This is a genomic window from Ekhidna lutea, assembly GCF_900188325.1.
In the GTDB taxonomy this organism is placed as follows: domain Bacteria; phylum Bacteroidota; class Bacteroidia; order Cytophagales; family Cyclobacteriaceae; genus Ekhidna; species Ekhidna lutea.
This window is the reverse complement of sequence record NZ_FZPD01000001.1, coordinates 209,631-232,923: the sequence shown is the minus strand read 5'-3', so window position 1 is coordinate 232,923 and position 23,293 is coordinate 209,631. Positions and strand designations below refer to the sequence as shown.

At 41.4% G+C, this 23,293-nt stretch carries 23 protein-coding genes; 18 read left to right on the top strand and 5 right to left on the bottom strand.

Annotation, left to right across the window (positions count from 1 at the left end):
- Window positions 1-383 precede the first annotated feature (383 nt).
- The gene (locus CHB71_RS00995) at window positions 384-701 is read left to right on the top strand and encodes a Rieske (2Fe-2S) protein (protein ID WP_089355014.1); all 318 of its coding nucleotides are present in this window, start codon (window positions 384-386) and stop codon (window positions 699-701) included.
- On the opposite strand, the gene CHB71_RS00990 is transcribed toward CHB71_RS00995, so the two are convergent.
- Window positions 702-1,898 carry a sodium:calcium antiporter gene (locus CHB71_RS00990; protein ID WP_089355013.1) on the bottom strand — a complete coding sequence of 399 codons (1,197 nt, stop codon included), beginning with the start codon at window positions 1,896-1,898 and terminating at the stop codon, window positions 702-704.
- Window positions 1,899-2,066: 168 nt separating this feature from the next.
- Between CHB71_RS00990 and CHB71_RS00985 the strand changes: the two genes are divergently transcribed.
- The 3 genes from CHB71_RS00985 to CHB71_RS00975 are packed head-to-tail and all read left to right on the top strand — an operon-like array spanning window position 2,067 to window position 3,716.
- On the top strand, window positions 2,067-2,828 hold the full coding sequence (locus CHB71_RS00985; protein WP_089355012.1) for an SDR family NAD(P)-dependent oxidoreductase: 762 nt from the start codon (window positions 2,067-2,069) through the stop codon (window positions 2,826-2,828).
- Window positions 2,829-2,887: 59 nt separating this feature from the next.
- Window positions 2,888-3,307: a hypothetical protein gene (locus tag CHB71_RS00980; RefSeq protein WP_089355011.1), complete on the top strand. Its 420-nt coding sequence runs from the start codon at window positions 2,888-2,890 to the stop codon at window positions 3,305-3,307.
- Between the two features lie 13 nt (window positions 3,308-3,320).
- Window positions 3,321-3,716 carry a hypothetical protein gene (locus tag CHB71_RS00975; RefSeq protein ID WP_089355010.1) on the top strand — a complete coding sequence of 132 codons (396 nt, stop codon included), beginning with the start codon at window positions 3,321-3,323 and terminating at the stop codon, window positions 3,714-3,716.
- A 36-nt stretch (window positions 3,717-3,752) separates the two neighbouring features.
- Here the strand turns inward: CHB71_RS00975 and CHB71_RS00970 are convergent, their stop codons facing one another.
- Both CHB71_RS00970 and CHB71_RS00965 read right to left on the bottom strand, forming a co-directional pair.
- Window positions 3,753-4,577 (bottom strand): arylamine N-acetyltransferase family protein, encoded by an 825-nt coding sequence (locus CHB71_RS00970; protein WP_179213274.1) that lies wholly within the window; start codon window positions 4,575-4,577, stop codon window positions 3,753-3,755.
- On the bottom strand, window positions 4,574-5,656 hold the full coding sequence (locus CHB71_RS00965; RefSeq protein WP_144017288.1) for a hypothetical protein: 1,083 nt from the start codon (window positions 5,654-5,656) through the stop codon (window positions 4,574-4,576). The genes CHB71_RS00970 and CHB71_RS00965 overlap by 4 nt, the downstream gene beginning before the upstream one ends.
- A gap of 72 nt (window positions 5,657-5,728) precedes the next feature.
- On the opposite strand from CHB71_RS00965, the gene CHB71_RS00960 reads away from it, so the two are divergent.
- From CHB71_RS00960 to CHB71_RS00935, 6 genes are all read left to right on the top strand, one after another.
- Window positions 5,729-6,301, top strand: a complete 573-nt coding sequence (locus tag CHB71_RS00960; protein WP_089355007.1) for a DNA-3-methyladenine glycosylase I — start codon at window positions 5,729-5,731, stop codon at window positions 6,299-6,301.
- A gap of 31 nt (window positions 6,302-6,332) precedes the next feature.
- Entirely contained in the window at window positions 6,333-9,341 is a 3,009-nt protein-coding gene (locus tag CHB71_RS00955; protein ID WP_089355006.1) for a PKD domain-containing protein, read from the top strand.
- 55 nt (window positions 9,342-9,396) lie between these two features.
- Window positions 9,397-10,467, top strand: a complete 1,071-nt coding sequence (gene prfA / locus CHB71_RS00950; protein WP_089355005.1) for a peptide chain release factor 1 — start codon at window positions 9,397-9,399, stop codon at window positions 10,465-10,467.
- Window positions 10,468-10,481: 14 nt separating this feature from the next.
- Window positions 10,482-11,855 carry a right-handed parallel beta-helix repeat-containing protein gene (locus CHB71_RS00945; protein ID WP_089355004.1) on the top strand — a complete coding sequence of 458 codons (1,374 nt, stop codon included), beginning with the start codon at window positions 10,482-10,484 and terminating at the stop codon, window positions 11,853-11,855.
- Between the two features lie 148 nt (window positions 11,856-12,003).
- Entirely contained in the window at window positions 12,004-13,902 is a 1,899-nt protein-coding gene (locus CHB71_RS00940; protein ID WP_144017287.1) for a tetratricopeptide repeat protein, read from the top strand.
- On the top strand, window positions 13,902-14,279 hold the full coding sequence (locus CHB71_RS00935; protein ID WP_089355002.1) for a response regulator: 378 nt from the start codon (window positions 13,902-13,904) through the stop codon (window positions 14,277-14,279). The genes CHB71_RS00940 and CHB71_RS00935 overlap by 1 nt, the downstream gene beginning before the upstream one ends.
- Here the strand turns inward: CHB71_RS00935 and CHB71_RS00930 are convergent.
- Window positions 14,276-14,575, bottom strand: coding sequence for a hypothetical protein (locus CHB71_RS00930; protein ID WP_089355001.1), 300 nt, complete (start codon window positions 14,573-14,575; stop codon window positions 14,276-14,278). The genes CHB71_RS00935 and CHB71_RS00930 overlap by 4 nt on opposite strands.
- A 50-nt stretch (window positions 14,576-14,625) precedes the next feature.
- On the opposite strand from CHB71_RS00930, the gene CHB71_RS00925 reads away from it, so the two are divergent.
- The 7 genes from CHB71_RS00925 to CHB71_RS00895 all read left to right on the top strand — a co-directional run bounded on the left by CHB71_RS00925 (window position 14,626) and on the right by CHB71_RS00895 (window position 21,727).
- Window positions 14,626-15,354, top strand: coding sequence for a DUF3667 domain-containing protein (locus CHB71_RS00925; RefSeq protein WP_179213272.1), 729 nt, complete (start codon window positions 14,626-14,628; stop codon window positions 15,352-15,354).
- Between the two features lie 19 nt (window positions 15,355-15,373).
- On the top strand, window positions 15,374-16,918 hold the full coding sequence (locus tag CHB71_RS00920; RefSeq protein WP_089354999.1) for an MFS transporter: 1,545 nt from the start codon (window positions 15,374-15,376) through the stop codon (window positions 16,916-16,918).
- 1 nt (window position 16,919) lies between these two features.
- The gene (locus CHB71_RS00915) at window positions 16,920-18,851 is read left to right on the top strand and encodes an adenylate/guanylate cyclase domain-containing protein (protein ID WP_089354998.1); all 1,932 of its coding nucleotides are present in this window, start codon (window positions 16,920-16,922) and stop codon (window positions 18,849-18,851) included.
- Window positions 18,852-18,918: 67 nt separating this feature from the next.
- Window positions 18,919-19,458 (top strand): RNA polymerase sigma factor, encoded by a 540-nt coding sequence (locus tag CHB71_RS00910; RefSeq protein ID WP_221406658.1) that lies wholly within the window; start codon window positions 18,919-18,921, stop codon window positions 19,456-19,458.
- 28 nt (window positions 19,459-19,486) lie between these two features.
- Entirely contained in the window at window positions 19,487-20,224 is a 738-nt protein-coding gene (locus CHB71_RS00905; RefSeq protein ID WP_089354996.1) for a HEAT repeat domain-containing protein, read from the top strand.
- 50 nt (window positions 20,225-20,274) lie between these two features.
- Window positions 20,275-21,057 carry a DUF4097 family beta strand repeat-containing protein gene (locus tag CHB71_RS00900; protein WP_089354995.1) on the top strand — a complete coding sequence of 261 codons (783 nt, stop codon included), beginning with the start codon at window positions 20,275-20,277 and terminating at the stop codon, window positions 21,055-21,057.
- Window position 21,058: 1 nt separating this feature from the next.
- A complete protein-coding gene (locus tag CHB71_RS00895; RefSeq protein ID WP_089354994.1) occupies window positions 21,059-21,727 on the top strand; it encodes a DUF4097 family beta strand repeat-containing protein in 669 nt (222 codons plus the stop codon).
- Window positions 21,728-21,768: 41 nt separating this feature from the next.
- On the opposite strand, the gene CHB71_RS00890 is transcribed toward CHB71_RS00895, so the two are convergent.
- Window positions 21,769-22,797, bottom strand: a complete 1,029-nt coding sequence (locus CHB71_RS00890; RefSeq protein ID WP_089354993.1) for a strictosidine synthase family protein — start codon at window positions 22,795-22,797, stop codon at window positions 21,769-21,771.
- A gap of 1 nt (window position 22,798) precedes the next feature.
- Here CHB71_RS00890 and CHB71_RS00885 point away from each other — a divergent pair, with 1 nt between their 5' ends.
- Entirely contained in the window at window positions 22,799-23,293 is a 495-nt protein-coding gene (locus CHB71_RS00885; RefSeq protein ID WP_089354992.1) for a hypothetical protein, read from the top strand.

Here is a 23,293-nt window from a genome sequence, read left to right as displayed (position 1 = left end):
ACAGTTGAGATACGCATGCTTACGCTGCAGCATAAATTTTTGTCGTTGGCACTTCATTGGCATCTAAGATAATTCGAACCAGAGAAACACATTACATAAAGTTGTAATCAATATGAAAACCTTAGTTATGTATGAAACACCCTCCTTACCTCCCTCAAGGGAGGAATTTCACCACGAATAATTTTTTAATCTTCATAGCTTCATTTTTATTTCTGCGCAACTATCCCCTTGAGGGGATTATAGGGGTGTTTTAATAAACTCATCATAAACAAACGTAAACGTTAAAACCGTTTCACTGAAAGGCAGGCCGATTGTTAATTTCAGTAATTCACTTTGTGGCCTTCTGGTTTAAAAACCACCGTCCAATATTTAAATTGTAGTCTATGAAGGTTAAGCTTTTCGAATCGCAAGCTAAGGCAAAAGAGGTTTTAAATGATAATGAACCACGGCTGGTAAGGGCTGAGGGAAAGGAAATTTGTATCGTGCGAAAAGGTGAACGAATATTCGCCTTTCAGGATGCGTGTGCACATATGGGTGAAAACCTGCATAAAGGAAAAACTAACTACCTGAATGAAATAGTATGTCCGTTGCATACCTACCGATTCAACATGAAAACAGGTGAAGAAGCTGAGCAGCGTTGCAAGTCCCTGAAAGTCTATGATATAATCACAGACTCAGAAGGTATACATCTGGAAATTTGATTATCCTATTCTGAAAAACTTAACTACACCAACTAACCAGTCAGCTATGCTCTGTGCGATTTCATTGCCTGATCCACGCCCTACGATATAGAGCACGAAGAGCACATAAATGCTGAGTAGCAAATAAGACTTTCGTTTGCCAAAGTAATTTCCACTGGTGAAAATGATCACAGCCAACACTGTTAACAACCAAAGTAAAAAGCGGAGCTCACTACTCAGGTCAACCAGCTCCGGTGGCATATGAATAGGACCATTGAGAATGGTAAAAATGAAAAGCGGGAAACCGAGTGCAAAACAGATATCGAAAATGTTGCTACCCAAAGCATTGGATATTGCATCATCATATTGACCGTTTTTGGCATCCTTGATGGAAATGATCGTATCTGGAAAACTTGAAGCAGCAGAGGCCAGAATCAACGCCACAAACATAACGGGTATATTCAACCCATTAAACTCCCCCATTCCAGCAACCGAGTAAGTGTCAGAACCGATCCACTCACATGCAAGTACAAGAAAGTAACAAACCAAAGCAATTGAAATGGTAGAGAAAAGCAGCAATGACCATGCTCGTCTACCACTTATTCGATTGTTTCCAATGAATACCCTTTCCAAATCGAATGTAATAAGCCCTTTTAAGAAAGGTCCTTGAGGTTCTTCATCACTTTCAAAAATTTCTTCTTCCAGCTGTCCGCCTTCTAAAAGGTCTTCCTTATCAGATTTTTTCATGGAGGCAAACATGTATACGATGTATACAACATATACAAGCATGAGCAGCATGCCATGATACCAATGTAAAGTTGATCCGCTGATTAGAATAAGGAATATGAGTTCAGCAATGATCAGAGCAATTCCATCTCTCAAAAGAACTTTTCTGGAAACCTGCACTTTTTTGGTCATTTTCATACCAATAACGGCAAGCACAGCTACTGCAGGTATTACCATTCCATTGAATATTGCACTACCGGCAGTAGTGCCTATACCACCCGAAAAGCCCTCGGCATCCGTCAGCACAAACAAAAAGAAAAGCGAAGTAAAAACTTCAGGCATTGAGCTTGCAATGGCATTGATTGTTGCTCCACGAACTCCCTCGGATAGGTTTCTTCCGATATATTCTGAAGCGGTCATGAAACCATCACCTGCTCTCCAAATTATTATGCAACAAAACGTGATTAGCAGTAAGGGGATAATAATGCCCATGAAATATATATGTTACGTTCAAGTGTATTTTGCGGTGACCACTATGCTGGAATGGCCTAAATTAACAAAGTTTTGCTTCTGGAAAACAACATCACCTATCTTTTATTTATCAGAATTAGTCAACTTCAAATCCCTTTTGTCTAATTTTTCGTCTCAAAATACGATGAAATGTACATTAACCTTTCAGGCTTAAATATTCTTGTGACAGGAGCAAGCAGGGGAATTGGGAAAGCTCTTGCGACAAAGCTTGCTGAAGCAGGAGCAACAATTGCGGTTCACTATAACAAAAATGTAAGAGAAGCGGAGAACCTGGCTCACATTCTAGGTAATGAATCGAAAGCTTTTCAGGCAGACTTTTCTAAACCGGATGAAGCTGCCAAATTGTTTGAAAGAGTAACCCTGGAGATGGGGAGCATCGAAATCGTGATTAACAATGCAGGACTTGCCAAGCCAGCCAGTGTTGATGCGAAAGACGATGAATGGATGAAAGCCTGGAATGAGACCATGATGGTGAACCTAAACTCTGCAGCGATCATCTGTAAAAAGGCAGTGCAGCATTTTGTCAGTAGAAAAGCAGCAGGAAGGATCATCAATATCGCTTCAAGGGCAGCATTTCGAGGAGAGGAAGCTGAGTATATTTCTTACGCTGCATCTAAAGCAGGCTTAGTTTCGCTTACCAGATCAATAGCAAGATCTTATGGTAAGGAGGGCGTTAAAGCGTTTGTGATAGCACCCGGATTTGTGCGAACGGATATGTCGCAGGAATTTATGCAACAGTACGGGGAAGATCATGCAAAAGGTGATTTGGCACTTGAACGTCTAACAGAACCAAAAGATATAGCTCCATTGGTTACTTTTATTGCAAGCGGAATGGCAGATCACGCCACTGGAGCCACTTTCGATATTAATGCTGGAAGCTATTTGCATTAATGGGTTTCTATTTATGGATTAATTCCTAAATTAGAAGGACGAAAATACAAACAGCGGTAATGGAAGATAATATTAAAAACCACTTGAAAGCCCTCATCCAACTTTCTATCATTGATCGAGACTTTGGACAACCAGAGAAATCGTATGTTTATACCATCGGAAAAGCAAATAGAGTACCTGAAAAGGAAATAGATGTTTTGGTAGGTGAAGTATTAAACACCAAGGAAAATAGCGAAGTAAACTTTCAAGGTTTACTAAGTGAAGAGCGCTTTGATTACCTATATGACGTTATTCAGCTGATGAAAATTGACGGAGAAGTATTTTTAACAGAAATCAGGTATTGTGAAGATGTTGCTGAAAAGCTTGGCTATGATAAAAAAGTGGTAAAGAAAATGTCTTCCAGAATATATGGAGATCCTTCAATCACCGGGAATAGAGAGGCTTTAATGAAGGAGGCCAATAAATATTTGAATAAGTAACCGAATAGAGAATATGAGCATTAAGTCGAAACTGAGCGTGCTGGTACAGTTGGCAAACATCGATGGAGAGTTTGCCGGAGAGGAAAAAGACCTGATATACATGATTGGCAAGGCCAACGGCGTAAGTGAGGATCAAATCAATGATATGGTAGATAATCCAGAGCCCTTACCCCCATTGAGTACCATGACAGAGGACGATAGGTTTGAATACCTTTTCCACCTGGTACAATTAATGAAAATTGATAGCCAGGTCTATTTGTCAGAAATAAAGTTTTGTGAAGAGTTGGCTGAAAGAATTGGATTTAAGCGAAGCGTAATTTCTGAACTTTCTTCAAGAATATACAGTGATCCGGCTATTGCTTCGGATGTATCCTCACTGAAGCGAGCAGTGAAAAAATATAAAAACTAGAACATTCTTACCCTGACAAAACCGTCAGGGTTTTTTTTATTCCTGTTTAGGAATAAGCTGTTGAAATGTTATACCAAAGTGGTGTTCAAGCTTAGAAAGAAAATCATCCTCATGCAGGATTGGTTTTTCTTCAGTCTCTCCAAGTGATTTGATTTTTAGTTTACGATCGGTAAGCGTTACTCGCCCGTCTTGAGTTAGAATGGTGGCAAGCTTCTTTTGCGTAAACGGAGAATCAGGCGAGGATTGATGATACTCACACATTTCTAGAAATTGAATAAGCTCTCTTTCCTCCAGAGTGAACTTAATGCGATTCTCAAGATAACTGCCGGTTGATGAGTGCCTTAGAATAAGGTTTTCATCCGGGTCGGTTTCAATTTTCCAATATTGGGTGTAATCCATTTGAAGTTCTCCAACGGTAATTTTTAATGGAGCGATTTGCCCATCGCCAAAACCAACATCGACCAGCCAGAGCTCGTCCTTCAGCTTAACAACGATCGCCATGTGATCAAAAGGCCTACCAAATGCCTCCTTTTTATGACTCCAAACTTGTCCGGAGATTATATAGCAATCAAACCCGAGGTGATAAAGCAAATGATAAAACAAGCCATTCAACTCGTAGCAAAACCCGCCTCTCCTTCTTGTTATCACCTTGTCAAAAATCTTTTGATAATCGAGTGTGATCTTATTTTTGTAATGGATATCCAGGTTTTCAAAAGGGATATGCAGTAGATGTGCCTTCTGTAGTTTTTTTAGATATTCGAGTGAGGCAGGTTTGTGCGACAGGCCAATTCTCTCCAGGTAGGCTTCTATATCAATTTTAGTAGCTTTTGGTCGATTCTGAAAAATATTGAGCTTTTTCAATTTCTGATGTTCAACTCCTGAGTTAGGTTTCCAATCATATTGCTTAGTGCTTCCTGCCAGGTTACGTCAGCATCCCACTCACCTACGTGCACGTTTTTGGATATGTTTTGTCTTACATAAAACTTATAAACTATTGCGTCCTTCGGTATGGTTTTGACGCGCGTTTGATCGGGCATTACGGGAATGACAGACACAAAATCTGTTTCGCTAGGCAGTACTTCATAATCCAACATCTGCTTCACGTTCTTCGCTGATGATCGTACATGCCGAAGCAAAAATTGATATCGATTTCTTTTTAGCTCATCATCAGACATGGTGTTAATCATTTCGTATTCATAGGGGTAGGAGCCCATGATCTTTTCCAAATCTGCATTTCTACGTTTTATTTCGTTATTGTATACGCGAATATTCTCCATTACTCGTTCGTCTGAAATGTTAGTCGTATCCAATAAGCTAAATCGCTCTACAGCCAGCTTGCTCCTTCGGAGGATCCCGGGATAGTTTTTTAGTAGGGTATTCTCAACGATTGAGACTCCCTGAAGGTAATTAGGTTTCTCTGGAATGAGGAAGTTATATAATTCCTGATCAGCACGTCTTATTTCTTTTCCTACTTTGAGTAGTAGGTCATATAGATCTGTGTCTTCAGCATAAAAAACGTCAGATCCATCCTTGATAAAACGGATTGTCCCATCGTAGGGGGCCATAATGAATTCATATCCCATTGTTTGCTTGGTAAGAAAAATCACATTTTTAACACCTCTTTTATTGAATAGCTCCACATATGAAAGAAGAGCCACTTTGTTGGCTGTCAGGTTTAAGTCATTCAAATAAAAAATAGCGTCAATTCCCATAGTGACAAACCCCTTATGAACCTGATTTAACATCTTTTGATGGTCACCTACCATATCGTACCCGTTATTTTTTTCATGAGGAACAGAAAAGATAACTGCAGTTCGCTCACGGCTAAGGTCTTTTGGAATCTTTAGGGTTTTATTAAAAGAGACGTAATCATAAATGGGTGACTGCCCGGCAAGGACACTCGCCATCAATGCAAAAATTGTGAGAAGAAATATCCTCATATGTTGACTTAGTAAGTGTAATTTTATAAACCTCAACTCAATTAGGACCCAATTTAGTATAAGTGATCTACTATGAAAACACGATGCAGCTGGTGTGTCAACACTTTTGAAGAATATGTGCGGTATCACGATGAAGAATGGGGTGTTCCTGTTCATGATGATAAAAAACACTTTGAGTTTCTTGTTCTTGAAAGTGCGCAGGCAGGGTTAAGCTGGGCAACCATTTTAAAGAAACGGGAAGGGTATCGAAAAGCCTTTGCCAATTTTGACGTTGAGACTGTAGCTGGTTATGGACCGGGAATGGTTGAGGACCTGCTTCAGGACGCATCCATTATCCGAAACCGAGCTAAGATTGAAGCCAGCATTAATAATGCACAGCGATTCATGGAAATTCAGAAGGAGTTTGGCTCTTTCGATAAATACATATGGCAGTTTGTTGGAGGTAAGCCCATTATTAACCAATGGAAAACAATGAAAGGTGTGCCCGTGACCACTAAAGAATCTGATGAGCTGTCGAAAGACCTAAAGAAGCGAGGGTTTAAGTTTGTTGGCTCCACTACTATCTATGCGCACATGCAGGCGATAGGGTTGGTGAATGATCACACTGTTGATTGCTTCCGATATTCGGAGCTTAAAAAACCGTAACTTTAATACTTTACTCACCCTATTCTAAACAATGAAAAGATTAATAATCTCGGCTGGAATAATTACAATTTTTGTATTCGCAGCACTTTTTAGAACCCACCAATCAGCGGAAGAAACGTATTTAAAAAATATTTCAAAACACCATCGCCATGAGCTTGACGGTCCAGAAAAGTCAGCTTTCAGGGATGCATTGATGACAATGAATCCTATAACGGGTGAAATACCCACAAAAAACATCAAAGAAACAATTCGAAACGTAAAATCAGGAAGAAGCGCAGCTGATCGCGACTTTAAATGGACACAGGTGGATACTGAGATTGCCGGCAGAGCACGAGCTATTATGGTAGATCCGAATAATGCAGAAAAACTATGGCTTGGTGCTGTCACAGGAGGATTATGGTACAACTCTGACTTTAGAAACAATGCAGATTGGGTTCCCGTTTCAGACGACTGGGAAAGCCTTTCTATAAGCAGTATTGCCCACGACCCCAATAATCCTCAGGTGTTTTATGTAGGAACAGGAGAGTCTTTTACATCTGTCAATATCTATCGTGAGTCAACTTCATCGGGAGTTGGAATTTACAAAACAACTGATGCTGGAAGCACATGGACGCTACTATCCTCAACAACAGATTTTCAATACGTAAACGATATTGTTGTCAGAAACGAAGGCGGAACAAGTGTGGTTTATGCCGGAGTGGCATCAGGTATATATCAAGGAAGAGTTTTTGGATCTACACCATCCGACGGACTTTATCGATCCACAGATGGGGGGAGCTCATGGGCTCAGGTACTCCCTAATATTGAAGGGTCTACAGTGCCATATTCTGTAAGCGACATTGAGATTGTTTCCAATGGAGATTTGTATGTAGGGACGATGAGAAACCTGGAACTAAAAGGAGGAGGAGTCATTCTCTCTTCCTCAGATGGGATCAATTGGGAAACAGAAGATCGATTTGCAGTGAATATCACAGAAGAGTTATTGAATGATTATGGGTTTGAAGCATATCCGGGAAGGGTTCGAATTGCTTCCGGCGGAGACATGATATATGTTGTTGGAACTGCCGGGTGGTTGAACAACTTTCAACAAATCAGAGACTGGGGAGGTGCTACCAGAATGATGTATAAAGAAGGAGCTACAGGCTGGGTGGATTTAGATGGACCGCCATCAAACTGGGCATCAATTCCATGGCATGCGCTTGCATTTAGCGTTGACCCTTCGGATGACAATCACTTAGTGGTTGGTGGTCTTGATGTTCATGCGCTATCCAATGCAAGGGAAGCGGGTTCTCTTAGCTGGGTACATTTGAGCGATTGGGCCTCCATGTACTATTTTTCTGATTATCTGATCACATACTATGGGTTAAACAATATTGACAGCATTAAGAACCATTTCGTTCATGCAGATATACATTCAATATTGTTTACCGGATCTTCAGATGAGGTGGTGGTAAGCACGGATGGCGGAGTGCAGTATTCTGCAGATTTTACCAAAGGATTTGCTACGTTGGAAGGTGAGCGACTAAATACCTATCCTACATTTGGTCACATAAACAACTCATTGGCAACCACACAGTATTATACCATTGCACTTCATCCTGAAAAAGGAAATATGGAAGTACTCGCGGGATCCCAGGATAACAGTACCCATACGACAGAAAATGGCAGTATCACCTATGAAAGCATGATTGGAGGAGGAGATGGTGCTTATTGTTTCTTTGATAGAGATGACCCTGACCTTCGTATCTCCTCATCTCAATCAAATGCTTATAATATCTGGATTGGCAATACAGGGCATTTTTATGGACTGAGTTCAGGAACCTTCATCAACCCAGCTGCTTATGACGACCGCTCTAATCTTTTATATGTAAACATGGCTGTAGATGGTGGCTATGAGGCATTGATTACTGGAATTCAAGGAAGGTTTTTAGACACGCTTGGAATTATCAATGTTAATGAGCCTCTTGGTAAGGACATGCTTGGCCTTCAAGCTCGTGATACTATAAAACTTGGAACAAATAGCACGGCCGCATTTTCAGCACTTAAAATTTCACCTTATGATGACGAGTTGAATGCGACCATGATTTTGGGAAATCAGCTCGGTGATGTTTTTAAAATTACCGGACTGCCTTATAGTCCATCAGCGACAAAAATTGACAAAGATCAGCTGCCTGTTGGTTATATCTCAGCGGTTGATATAGGGTCGTCCAATGATGAGCTTTTAGTTAGCTTTTCCAATTATGGCGTGACCTCAGTGTGGTATACTGATGACGGTGGAACGACCTGGCAAAATATTGAACGTGACTTACCCGATATCCCGGTGCGCGACGCAAAGTTCAACCCTTATGATAGTGACAAAGTGCTCATAGCTACCGAGTTGGGTGTTTGGGGTTTGGAGAGTATTGAGTTGGAAGAAGAAGGGTGGAAAGCATACAACGAGGGGTTGCCAAATGTAAGAATTGATATGATGCAAATACGGAAGTCTGACAGTGTCATTGCATTAGCAACTCATGGTCGGGGTGTCTTTACAGGAAAGTTTGATCAGGGAGCGGTAGTGAAACCAGTAGCAAATTTTGATGTTATCGATAAAGTTTATAAAATCAATGAGCCCATTGACTTTGATGCTTCAGGCTCATTATCACCTGAAGGAGACTTGACATATGCCTGGGATTTTGGAGATGGAAATACAGGAGCAGGTATAAACGTCACTCACGCTTTTGAAGAATCCGGCCTCTTTAACGTAACACTTACTGTAACAAGCGGTAGTTATTCTGATTCCGAAACAAAACAGGTCATGGTGGAGCCACTTGGTCTTAAAACTAAGAGTTTAAATGTTTATCCAAACCCGACATTCGGCGCAATTACCTTTGATTTTGAAGTAGCAGAAGCAGAAGTTTATACCCTGGGAGGAAATCTACTTATTAGGGCCAATGTTGTCAACAATCAACTAGACCTGTCCACACTTCAAAAAGGAATATATTTTATTCACTCAAAATCAAATTCGGGCGAAATACGCACGTTCAAAGTCATCAAAAAATAGAGGTTATCAAATATCCTTAATCACGGTAACTTTGTCATGCAAATAGAAACAGAGGATGATTGAGAAACTGGAGGAAATAAAGCACCGATTCGAGGAGGTTGGTCAGCTAATCGTACAGCCGGACATTGTCACGGATATGGAGAAGTACGGCAAGCTGAACAAGGAATATTCCGATCTTGAGAAAATCGTAAAAGTGTATAATGCATTTACTGATGCGAAGAGCAATCTGCAAAACGCCAAAGAGGTGCTGGGTACGGAAAAGGACCCTGAATTCAGGGAAATGGCAAAAGCCGAGATAGATGAGTTGGAGCCGAAAATAGAATCCCTGGAAGAGGAGCTTAAGATCATGCTTATCCCGAAAGACCCGAATGACAGCAAGAATGTAATCTTGGAGATAAGAGCAGGAACAGGCGGTGATGAGGCATCCATTTTTGCGGGAGATCTTTTCAGGATGTATAAAGCATTTGCCGAAGATCAGAAGTGGTCATTTTCAGTTTTGAACTTTAGCGAAGGGAGTGCCGGAGGGTATAAAGAAATAGTTGCTTCTGTTGAAGGAGTGGATGTTTACGCAAAGCTGAAATTTGAATCTGGAGTTCACCGGGTGCAACGCGTGCCGGCAACAGAATCCCAGGGTCGTGTTCACACATCGGCTGCAACTGTAGCTGTTCTGCCGGAGGCAGAAGAGGTAGATGTGGAGTTGAATATGGGGGACATCCGAAAGGACACATTCCGAGCATCCGGAGCAGGAGGTCAGCATATTAACAAAACAGAATCCGCTGTACGATTGACTCATGCACCTTCAGGGTTGGTGGTTGAGTGTCAGGATGGCCGATCACAACACGCCAACTATGATAAGGCACTAAAGGTGTTGAGGTCACGACTATACGAGATAGAATTACAAAAACATAACGCTGAGATAAGCAGCCAAAGAAAGAGCATGGTGGGTTCGGGTGATAGATCTGATAAAATCAGAACCTATAATTATCCCCAGGGGAGAGTAACAGACCACCGAATTGGTCTTTCGGTATTTAATCTGCCGAATGTCATGAACGGAGATATCGATGAATTTATTGAGCAGCTGCGTATTGCAGAAAATGCAGAAATAATGAAAGAAGAAGCGGAGTGATCCGTTTTTATCCCATGCGGTATTTCGCTGTTATCATATTCATATCTCTAATTTGGACTGGGTGTTCTACTGATGAAGAAATTGTTTCTTTTGACCCGGGCCTGCCTCTATTGTTTAGTAACGATTCTGTGGCTTTCGACACGCTTTTGTCTGAACGAAGGAGCAGCACCAGGAGGCTTACTGTTTACAACCCAAACAAACAGGCGATTGAGATTTCAGAAATTGTTTTAGGCAAGGATCAGAATTCAGACTATCAAGTAATTATCAACGGAAAGGAAACAAACCGAATCACCAGTGAAAGAATTTTAGGTGGAGACAGCATCATGATCCTGGTGGAAGTGAATGTGCGGGCTCAAAATCAAAACCTCCCTTATCTAGTCAAGGACTCATTGATTTTTAGGTGGAATACGAATGAAGCGCATGTCAAGCTTATTACTTATGGTCAGGATGGAAACACCTTAAAAAACGAAGTGATTTGCAATGAAACCTGGACAAGCGATCGTCCCTATATTATTTCTGATACGGTAGTGGTTGACCTAAACTGCAGGTTGACGATAGAGGAGGGAGCACAAATCTATTTTGAGAATGATGCAGTAATGTTTGTGCGGGGAACCTTAAAGGCAATTGGAGATTCAGCAAATCATATTGTTTTTAGAAACGCAAGATTCGATGGTATTTATGATCGGGTTCCGGGACAATGGGATGGCATATACTTTTTGGAAGGAAGCATTGATAACGAGGTTGTATTTGCAGAAATTTATAATGGTCATGTGGGCTTAAGGGTTGGCACTCCGGATGATGATGATCGACCTGATTTGATCGTTCGCAATACTGAAATTTACAATATGAGCCTGGGCGGAATTCTTGCTTTTACTTCAGATGTGGAAGCTAGCAACACACTAATCTACAATTGCGGTAATTATTTGGTTGGTGGTTTTGCTGGGGGTAATTACAAATTCCACCATTGCACCTTTTCAAACGAGCCGGCCTTGTTTATTCAGGATGAACCGACTGTACAGTTTGCAGATAATATTGTGGTAGGTGAAGATCAGCTTTTGGTCGCCGATTTATCTATTGAAATTATTAATTCGATTATCTGGGGGACAGCTGAAGAGGAGCTGCTCATCAATAATGGAGGAGGGGCCACTATTTCTGCATTTTTAGAATCTAACATTATCCGATCAGCAAACGAAATACCAAACAACTTCACCTCTCAGGAACCAAATTTTCCTGGTTTTGCAGAACCGTTTTTAAATGACTACCATCTGGATACACTATCCTTTGCTAAGGATAAAGGGTCTGATATTGGAATACATATTGATTTGGAAGGCAAGCCCCGAGATGCAATGCCCGACATTGGTGCATACGAGCGTATCGAAAAAGAATAACCAAACATCTAAAAGGCAGCACGGTTTACATATTTATTATTATCTTTTGATAACCAGTAAATAAAGAGTGAGAGCAACCAGCTACATAACAATACTTTTATGTACGATATCTCTATGCTTTGGGCAGAGCGATAGTTTGTTGAATGCCTTGAAAGATAAGCAGGGAAAAGATCGAGTTGAAATACTGCATCAAATAGTCTTAGATCAATGGCTCAATTACCCGGCAAAGGCGATGCAATATGGTGAGGAGGCATTGCAGTTATCAACCGAGATTAATGATTCTTTGATGATATCAAAATCTCTTCGACTGATTGCGGGTGTTTATTACTACAAAGGCGATTATGATCAATCGCTTGATTATAACCGTCGGGCATTTGATATGGCGGTTCACTTAAAGGACTCCTCCCTTATCAACAATGGCTACAATAACATCGGGCTATTGTATTATAACCTTGGCAGCTATCAGACAGCCCTTGAATATTTGCTCAGAGCACGTGACATTAAGCTAAAAATTGGTGAGATCTATGGAATGGCTACAACTCTCAACAATATTGGATTAGTCTTCGATCGCCTGGAGGACTATGAAGAGGCACGGAGGTATTTCGGACAAGCCTACGATGAAGCAACGGGGATAAATAAAAGTGATGATCAGCTTTATGCCCTAAACAATATTGGCATTACGTACATCAAAGAGAATAATCTTGATGCAGCACTAGATCACTTTCGAAGAGGTCTGAAACTTTCGGAGGAAATTGCAAATATCAACTGGGGTGCAGTATCTCTTCGTGGCATTGGTGAGGTGAAACTCAAACGAGGAGACCTTGATTCTGCCTATTATTATTTCAAGGAATCCCTGAAAAACAGCGAGAGCATTGATGATAAGAAAGGCATCTCCGAAGCATATTATTTACTATCAAAATATGCTTTAGCGAAAGAAAGAGCAAAAGAAGCAATTCAATATCTGGACTTGGGTCACGCAAAGGCAAAACAGCTCCAAATCAGACAACAACAGCTGAGTAATCTTAAACTATATTCTTCAATTTATGCTTTGCAAGGAAATTCGGAACTCGAGATTAAATACCTCAATGAGTATATCGAGCTGAGGGACTCCTTGTTTGCTGATGTAGTAAGTCGGAACCTTAACCTAATACCACTTAAGCTAAAAGAAGAGGAGGATAGGTTGAGACTTGCTGAGCAACAGGCAGAGATCAGAAATCAGCTGATCACCAATCAACTTTTTACTTTTATAATCATTATCACAGTCCCACTCTTATTTGTAATGATCATTTTGCTTCGTAAAAATGATAGGAAAAACAAGGAACTGCAACGAAACAATGAAGAGTTAAAAAAGACACAGAAACTATTAATCACCTCTGAGAAAATGGCGTCTCTTGGCGTACTGGCTGCTGGAGTTGGCCATGAGATCAATAACCCACTGAACTTCATCAAGAATGGAATAGAAGCCCTGGCAAGAAAGGTGGAGCAGAATAGCGATATCAAAGATGAAGAGATGGACGCTTACTTTAAAATCATTAACGAAGGGGTAGATCGGGCAACAAATATCGTTAAAAGTCTAAGCCATTTTAGCAGAAAGGGACTTGAAGGTGATGAGCGCTGCAATATCCACGAGATCATTGAAAATTGCTTGCTTATTCTGAACAATAAAATCCGAAACAAAATCCGTGTATCAACCAACTTTACAAGCCAAGGGGCAGAAGTAAAAGGAAACGAAGGACGACTTCACCAGGCGATGATGAACATTATCGCAAATGCTGAGCAAGCCATCAAAGAAGAGGGAACTATAGAAATAACCACTCTTAAGAAGGAAGATCATTTTGAAATATGGGTGGAAGATGATGGCGAGGGAATACCGGAAGAAAACCTAATGAAAATCAGTGACCCCTTCTTTACAACAAAGGCACCAGGTGAGGGAACGGGTTTGGGCTTGTTTATCACATTTTCCATCATAGAAGAACACAACGGACATATTGACGTAAAATCTGATGGGGATAGAGGGACTAAATTCACTATTACCTTACCTTTATAATGATGAGTGAGAAGCCGGCGATATTATATATTGACGATGAAGAAGCGAACCTCCTTCTTTTCCGGGTTTCCTTTGAAGGAGAGCGAGAGGTGTTAGTAGCAAACTCACCGGAAGAGGGATTACAAAAGCTCTATGATAATAAAGACAGAATTAAAGCGGTCATTAGTGACATGCACATGCCGAAAATGAATGGCGTGCAGTTTATTGAAAAAGCGCAGGAAACGGTTGATGATATCCCATATTTTATACTTAGTGGCTATGCATATAACGATGAAATTGATCAGGCGCTAAAGCGTAACACGATCAAGAAATTTTTCACCAAGCCATTCAATAGGTCTGAAATCGAAGAGCAACTCAATTATGTGAATGGTAACTAGCCACTATCTTGATCACCCTCTGGCTTTCCTAATATTTTGTCCTTTTTATCCTTAATACTTTCAGCAGCTTCCTCCAGATTTAATCTGGCTTTCAACCGATTTAAAATTCCTTTTCCTATTGAAATGGCACGATCTCCGAACGTAGGCTCAGCTACTTCCTGATTTTGTGCGTCCTCATTTACGGGGCTAATTAAATATTTGTTTGTAGAGGCTGTATCCACCACTATTCGTTGTGCTGAAGCAGCGCTTGCAACAGCAAAGCATAAAAGAAAAGTGGTGAATAGTTTATTAATCAATGCAACGAAGTATTTTCGATGTTCATCAATATTAGTGTAAACAGGGAATATTGGAAAGGATTTGCAAAAACTGTGAGACAAAACTTGACAAAGGGTTTAAATACTGCCCCAGATGTGGTCAGGAGCATAAGGACAAAGTGGTGCACTTCAAACAGTTTATACTTGATTTCCTGGGGGACTATTTCACTTTTGATTCACTTATTATTCGAAGTGTTCGACCATTAATTTTCAAACCGGGATTTCTTACCAATGAATTTATAGCCGGCAGAAGAGTCAGGTATATTCCACCATTACGGATGTTTATTTTTATCAGTATCATTTTCTTCCTGATACTTGGGCCCGTAGAGCAAACAGTAGAAATCGAGCGATCGGAGGAGGCTGAGTTTTTAGATTCTTTTTTTAATGTCTGGTTTCCAAGGCTGTTTTTCTTGCTATTACCCCTTTTTGCCCTTTTTCTCTATATGATGTTTAGAAAACCGGGTCGCTTTTACCTAACCCATTTTATCTTTTCCGTGCACTTTCATGCCTTCACATTTGTGTTGCTTACCATTATGGTTATATTGATCGACCACATTTTTCCAACCAGTGTTTTTCTAAGTCAGTGGTCTTTGATGATAACTGTCTTACTTCTTCAATTGTACTTGTTCTTTGCTTTACGAAGGGTGTATGAACAGAAGTGGTTTACGATTTTATTCAAGCTAGTTATCATCAACATTATGTATGTGATATCAGCTATGATCATCTTTAGTGGTGTGGGAGCATTGATCTTTTATCTATGATTTAAATTAACTTGAGTAAATGTCTACTCAAACGGAGCACCATTACCCCCTCAACTGCCCCACCGGGAGATGGACCATGTTCTCGACCATTTTGGCCACCAGCATGGCATTTATTGATGGTTCAGCGCTGAATGTAATCCTCCCTTCTCTTCAGCAAGATCTGGAGGCGGATGGAATAGACCTCTTCTGGGTGCTCAATAGCTACCTATTGATGCTTGCGGCACTGATAATTGTGGGAGGAAGTCTTGGGGACAAATTAGGCCGTGTAAAAGTCTTCAAATTCGGGATTCTGGTTTTTACCGTTGGTTCTGCTTTGTGCGGATTATCACAAGACATCACTCAGCTTATAGCCTTTCGAACCATTCAAGGGATAGGTGGTGCTTTCATGATACCGGGGAGTCTTTCCATTATTTCGGCAGTATTCAGCAAAGAGGAAAAAGGAAAAGCGATTGGTACTTGGTCTGCAGCCACTACCATCGTTACGATTTGCGGACCCGTGCTTGGCGGAGCATTAGCTGACGCTGGTCTTTGGCGGCTTATTTTCTTTATCAATTTGCCGCTCGGGTTATTGTCTATCATCGCCTTGCAACTTAAGGTTCCAGAGAGCAAGCAACCGAAAGTATCTTCAATTGATTGGTGGGGAGCGGCATTGCTCGTTCTGAGCCTTTCGGCATTGACTTTCGGCTTTCTGGAAATGCCGGAACTTGGGTATCAGCATTGGGTGGTTATCACAAGCTTAATTCTGGGTACATTTTTTATGGCGCTGTTCGTCATTGTAGAGCGAAAAGTAGATGAGCCGATGGTGCCACTGACCATGTTTAAAAACCTTACGTTTTCGGGAGTAAACCTCCTTAGCTTTTTCTTATACGCAGGAATGGGGGCGGTCATGCTGTTCCTTTCGCTTAACATTATTCAGGTACAGGGCTACTCTCAGCTTCAGGCAGGCCTCACTTTTCTACCCTTCTCAATTATCATGGTGCTTGCCGCAAGAAAAATGGGCGAGCTGACAAGCAAGTACGGAGCTAGACGCTTCCTGATCCTAGGCCCAACAGTTACGGGTCTCGGCTGTGTGTGGTTTGCATTCATCGGCATGACGGGTGGGCCTTCGGCTTACTGGACAACATACTTTCTGCCGTTCCTGGTTTTTGCACTTGGTGTGTCAATTACAGTGGTACCATTGACCACTGCAGTGATGGCATGTGTTGATGATAGTAAAAGTGGGATAGCGTCGGGGATTAACAATAGCGTGACCAGGATATCGGGAACGTTTATCAATGCGATTTTGGGTGCTATAGTAATTCTGATTTTTGGAAGTTTTGTGCAGGAGTCTTTGCAGGAAATGCAAGTTTCATCAAGCATTACCAATGAGGTTATGAATGAAGCGGCTAAGCTGGGTGAAGCTGTAGCCTCAAAAGATTATAGCAAAGAACTTCAGGCTTCAGTCAACCGAATTTTTGATCTGTCGTTCATTAATGTTTATCAAATTGTCTGCTGGATTAGTGCAGGGCTCGCATTTTTATCAGCAGCCATAGCCTATTTCATGGTGGAGGGAAAGAAAGTATAACATGGCTCGAAGACAACTTAGCGCAATTATGTTCACCGACCTGGCCGGCTATACAGCCATGATGCAGGAAGATGAGTTTAACGCGAAGGGGGTTAGAGATCAGCACCGTCAAATCCTGGAAAAAGAAATTAAAGGTCACGATGGACAAATTCTCCAATATTACGGAGATGGTGCCCTTTCCATTTTTAGCAGCACCATTTCAGCCGCCAATTCAGCGCTTACAATTCAGCTTTCTTCTATTCAAAACAAAATCCCGTTACGGGTTGGGATTCACTCTGGTGATGTGGTAGTAGAGGACGAAGGTGTATATGGTGATGGGGTAAACATAGCTTCCAGGATCGAATCTTTTTCCGTGCCAGGATCAGTTATGATTTCAGATAAGGTGTTTGATGACATCAAAAACCACCAGTCATTTCGTCCACTGCTCATGGGAGAGTTTGAGTTGAAGAATGTGCTGAAGCCGGTTGAGGTGTATGCCCTTACGAACGATGGGCTGGTAGTGCCTCATCGTACAGATCTCAAAGGGAAAGTAAAAGAGCGAATCAAAAGCATTGCGGTTCTGCCTTTCATCAATCGTAGTGCGGACCCTGAAAATGAATATTTCAGTGACGGGATTACCGAAGAGATCATCACCGCACTGGCCAAAGTGGAAGGGCTGAGGGTTATCTCAAGGACCTCATCCTTTTCCTTTAAGGGTAAGCAAATGGATGTCCGTGAAATAGGCAAGCAGCTAGAAGTTCAATCCATATTAGACGGAAGTGTAAGGAAATCAGGTAATCGCGTTCGAATTGTGGCCCAACTTAGCAGCACGTTTGATGGGTATCAACTGTGGACCGAAACCTATGATCGTACACTTGAGGACATTTTTGAAGTACAGGATGAAATTTCCTTAAAAATCGCTCAGCAGCTAAAAGAGCGATTATCCAAAAAAGGACTGGAAGATCACGATAAAACAAAAGCCATCAATATTGAGGCGTACAATGCATACCTGCAGGGGCTCTTCTATTATAACAAGTGGACACCTATCAATGCACAAAAGGCAGTTGAATCATTTAATAAGGCAATAGAACTCGAACCAGGATATGCACAAGCATATTCCGGGCTGTCACTTTCTTATGGGTTGATGTCTTTTACTGGCTTCATGACCCCATCGGACGGGTACCGACTGACAGAGGAGGCAGCCAGGAAAACATTAAACCTTGATCCCAAAAATGAAAATGGATATGTCTCGCTTGGTTTGATAGAGCTTTTCGCGAAGTGGAATTTTGATAAGGGGAAGGAGTATTTGGATAAAGCGCTAGATATCAATCCTAAATCTCCAGAAGCAAACCAGGCAGCATCTTTATATTTTCTTGTGAAAAACGATTTAGAAAAGAGTTTGGAGGCAATTCAGAAGGCACGGGAAGTCGACCCACTCTCACTGATTACAAATCGAACCTTGGCTGATATCTATTACCTGAGAAGGGATTACGATATGGCGATCGAAGTGTATGACTGGCTCCTTCAACAGGACCCTGAGTTTAAGTCAGCGCTGGATTTTAAGGCGTGGGCTCACTTGATGAATCGAGATCATGAAACAGCCATTCAAATTTTTGAGTCTTTTCTGGAAGCGGAAACCGCTCATGCCATTAAGCCCTATGTACAATTGGGATATGCCTATGCCCTGAAAGGTGAAATGGAGCAAGCAACATTTTATCTCCGGCAATTGGAACAGGATGCTAAAAACAGCCCACCGGAAACCAACTACCTCAATTATGCCACGCTATATGCCGGACTGGGCAGAATAGAAGAATCGTTGAATTATCTGGAAAAAGTAGTTGAGCAGCGCCTTGGATCTGTATTACTCATTCACCTCAGCCCAATCTGGGAGCCGCTCCATGATAGCCCTAGGTTCAATAGATTACTCAAAAAAGTCGGATTAAATAATTTTTAAATTGACCTGTAACCTTCCCTCCATTTCCTTGTAACTTATCTGCATTACCAACACAACCTGGTTGAATTTGGAGACAACAGACGAACAATTAATGTCCCTGGTCAAGGCCGGACAGCTGGATTACCTGAATGAATTGTTTAGTCGCTATAGCAAGCGCATCTACAATTACTTTCTCAAGTCCACATTGGAACGAGCCGAAAGTGACGACCTGACACAGGAGCTTTTCATCCGCGTGATGAAGTACAGAAACTCTTATAAAGAAGGGCACTCTGTTCAGTTCTGGATCTTTCAGATAGCCAGGAATATGATCAAGGATCATTTCAGAAAAATGAAAATCCACAAAGATCAATTCAACCTGGTGGAGGTGATACCGGAAAGGGAGGATGTTGGAGATGATGAGCTTTTCGAAAGAGAAAAGAAGCTGCATCGGGCAATGAAAGAGTTGTCAGATGAAAAACGTGAACTGTTAGTGTTGAGCAAATTTCAGGGAATGAAATATGAGCAAATAGCCAAGATGCGGGATACTACGGTGAGCAACATAAAAGTACAGGTGCATCGCACAATTAAAGAATTGAAAGAAGCATACTTCCAATTAGAGGAAGTCTAACCGGCATGGCCGGAGCAAATTAAAGTTGATGAAAATGAAAATGACAGATGAACAACTGATAGCGCTGATTGAAGGTGAGCCCAATGAAGAATTGGAAGCGCAGCTTGCCAGCGATTCAAACTTGAAAAAGCGATATGATGAGTTGAAGGAAGTGGTTGAAGCCATGAGTACATCAGGAGATGTAGAAGTTCCATTTCATGTGCAGGCAGGCGTACTTTCAGCTATCGAAAAAGAGAAAAACAAAGTCTCCGGCAATCAGTCCTGGCTGCAGATAGCTGCTGCGGTGGCTTTACTTATCATAGGATTTGGAGCAGGAAAGTTCTCCGGCACGGACTCATCTAATGAGTTGATGGCGCTAAAAGATGAAGTACAATCACTCAAAGAAGTAACACTAACGAGCACATTGCAACGGTACTCAGCAAGTGAGCGAATCATGGCGGTCAATCAAATTGAGGAAAAAGGCACGGTTAATAAGCAGCTAGTTTCTACCCTGATTTCTACCCTCAATTCGGATGAAAGTCCAAACGTACGATATGCGGCTCTACAGGCTTTACAAAAGTTTATCAATAATGAAGATGTAAGAGCCGAGCTTGTAAAGTCCCTTGAGGCACAAAATGACCCACTCATTCAAATATCTATGATTACCATTTTGGTAGAGGCAGAAGAACGAAGCGTCATAGCTCCTCTCAAGGATATAATCGAAAAAGAAGAAACAACACCTGAAGTAAAACAGCAGGCAGAAATTGCCATTCAGGTCTTGACATAAAAATACCGGTACTATTTAATTATTAATCAAAATTCAAAATCAATATAAAAATGAAAAAGATAATAGCAGGACTAATATTACTGACGAGCGTCAGTTTGGTGGCCCAACAGAAAACAAGCTATACAATGGCTGTAAAGGGTAATGCAGCGGAAACATGGGTCGATATCAATAACCTTTTTGCAGATATTGAAATCGAAGGTACCTCAGGCTCTGAGATTAAAATAGAAGTAAGCAACTATGACGGACTTCCGGAGAAAGCGGCCGGACTAAAGCCACTTTCAGCAACAGGCCCGGAAAACACAGGGATAGGACTTAGCATCAAACAGGAAGGAAACAGAATTTCTATCTCAGGCGCTCATAGGGAAGCCGATGATGCAGAGTACAAAATGTATTTACCCAAAAGCCTGATGCTAAAAATAGACTACAATAGCTGGCAGGCCGGGGATGTGGTTGTCAGAGGAATGGCAGGAGAGATTGAAGCCAAAAGTCAGGTGGGAGATTTGGAATTCATTAACGTGACAGGCCCAATTGTGGCGCACACATTAAGCTCGGATTTAGACGTGTCGTTCGCTTCACTCTCCAGCAAAACACCGACCTCTCTTAGTTCTACCAGTGGAGACATTGATGTCACTTTGCCCGCATCGGTAAAAGGGACATTTAAAATGTCAACCATTTCTGGAGGAGTATATACAGGCGTAGAGTTTGATTTTGGTGAGGAATCAAATATTCGGAGAGTCGGAGGTCAAAATGCCACAGGAAAACTAAACGGTGGTGGTGTAGAAGTTACTTTAAAGACCATAAGCGGAGATATCTACATTAGAAAAGCAGAATAATATGAAAAGCGTAAAAGGACTTTTAATTGTGCTGTGTCTGGTGACCTTTGGGTTGTCAGCACAGCCAAAAAAGGTCACAGAATCTGTAGCTGTGGCCGGGCAAACCAACCTGGATCTGGATTTTGCCTTTGCAGACGATATCATGTTTAAAACATGGGATAAAAATGAAGTACTCGTCGAGGTTATGGTGGAAATCAATGACGGTGAAGACAATGACATCTTCACACTTAATTCATCCACATCGGCAAGTACCATTTACATTGAAATGGATGAGGACATGTGGAAGAAGATCAGTAAGGAGAAGAATGGGAAATGGAGTAATTGCAGCTACACCTCTACCATCAATTACACGGTGTATCTTCCCAGGAAAATGAATGTGAGGTCTGAGACAATCTCCGGCGACTATGCCTTTGAATACTTTGGAGCTGAAATGGAGCTCAAGACTATCTCAGGTGAAATTGACGTGACCATCCCAGAAAGAAACGGAATGGATTTTAAAGCGAAAACCATCTCAGGAGAGATATTCTCTAACATTGAGATTAGCTACCCTTATGGTAAAGAAGGCTTGCGTCAGGTTGTGGGGCAAGATGTGCGTGGGAGAGTCAGCAACGGTGGAGTTGAATCATCATTTGAGACCATCAGTGGAAATATTTATTTGAGGAAGGGTTAAATCCCCTCCTTGGAGGGGTAGGGGTGGGTTTTGACTCACCCTCACTTCTTCCTCAACACCACCAACCGATCGTCCATTACCGTTCCGATAAACAGCAGATCCTTGTAAGGAGCAGCTACGCTACTGGCAGAAACAAAAGCGCCATCATTTTCATACAGGCTTTCCACCTTTTCTCCATCCTCAACTTTAATAACCTCCGAAGGAGCAATTTCTTTTTTCCCTGCGGCATAGGAGGCAAACGCCAACAGATTAGGATGTGAACCCATCCAGAGGTTACCTTCAGGGTCTAATTCAATATTATCAATGCCCGAAGCAACATTCAAGTCTCGGTCATGTGCTAAGTCACCACCCTCTAGAATGTCATAGTATTTCAGTTTGAAACTTCGTGGAGAAGCAACAAACACCTGCTTTCGATCCTTTGAAATATTAATCCCATTGGCATAACTGATTCCATCAGCCACCTTTCTGTATTTGCCATCATAAAACATGACGTTGGAGGCAGCAACTCCTAAATAATTTTCAGCCATTCTACCCCAATAGCTGGTATATCCGTGATCGTTTGTGAAATAAAACGAATCCTTATCCAAGGCAATTACATCATTCGGACTGATCATACTTTCATCTTTGTAAGTGACCATATAGACCAAACTATCCCCAAACAATTCAAATTTTTCGATGGTGTGCCCTCTTGCATGATTGACAACTAATATCTGATAGTGAGCAGAATCCAGCTTTAATAAACTGATGCCATGTGGGTAGAAAGGAAGCTTATATTCGGCTGTGAGTTTTTTGGGCACAAAATCACCAGAATCCAAATCGAGATAATATAAGTGTCCTTGTGAACGGTTGCCATCTCTTCTTCCGGCCCGATCATCCTGAGAGATGATCATGAATCCTTCCTCGTAATTTATTGTAAAGTCCTCCGCTCCCTTCATGGGAATTTCTGCAATAACTTCATACGTTTCGGTGTTATTAACTTCACGGAAATATCCGGTGGAGGAAAAGATGTACAGGACATATCCACCGACCAAGGTGACAATGATTAAAATAGTGAGTAGAAACTTTTTCATAATGCGATTAGGTGTAATCCTTAAAAATAGAAAATCTTTCTATTTGATTTTCCTTGGTTTAATCTTTTTGGCCGGATGTGGGGGGGATGAGATTCAATTGCCGCCCAATCAACTGGAAGGTAAAATAGACAATGAAGACTGGAGTTATAAATCAGCGAATGGGTACCTAATTTCTTCTGATCTCAGATATCGGGCACGCTTCCTGTCATCAAAGGAAAGTGTCCAAGATCCTTGTACGCTACCATCACCGTCCCTTGCTCATGTCAAGGCCATTTTTAAGCCTTCTTTAGGTAGTTTTTTTGTTGCACCTCAGGCATTAGATGACAATCAGGTTCAGGTTTCCTTTGAGATTTCGACCTCAGAAAACCTTACCGCGCAAAGTGGCTTTATGGAAATCTACGCGATTGAAAACCAGGTTATCATCGGATATCTGCAAGCAGTGCTAGATGAAACAAATAAGGTAGAAGGATCTTTCGAGATAAGACTATGCAATTGA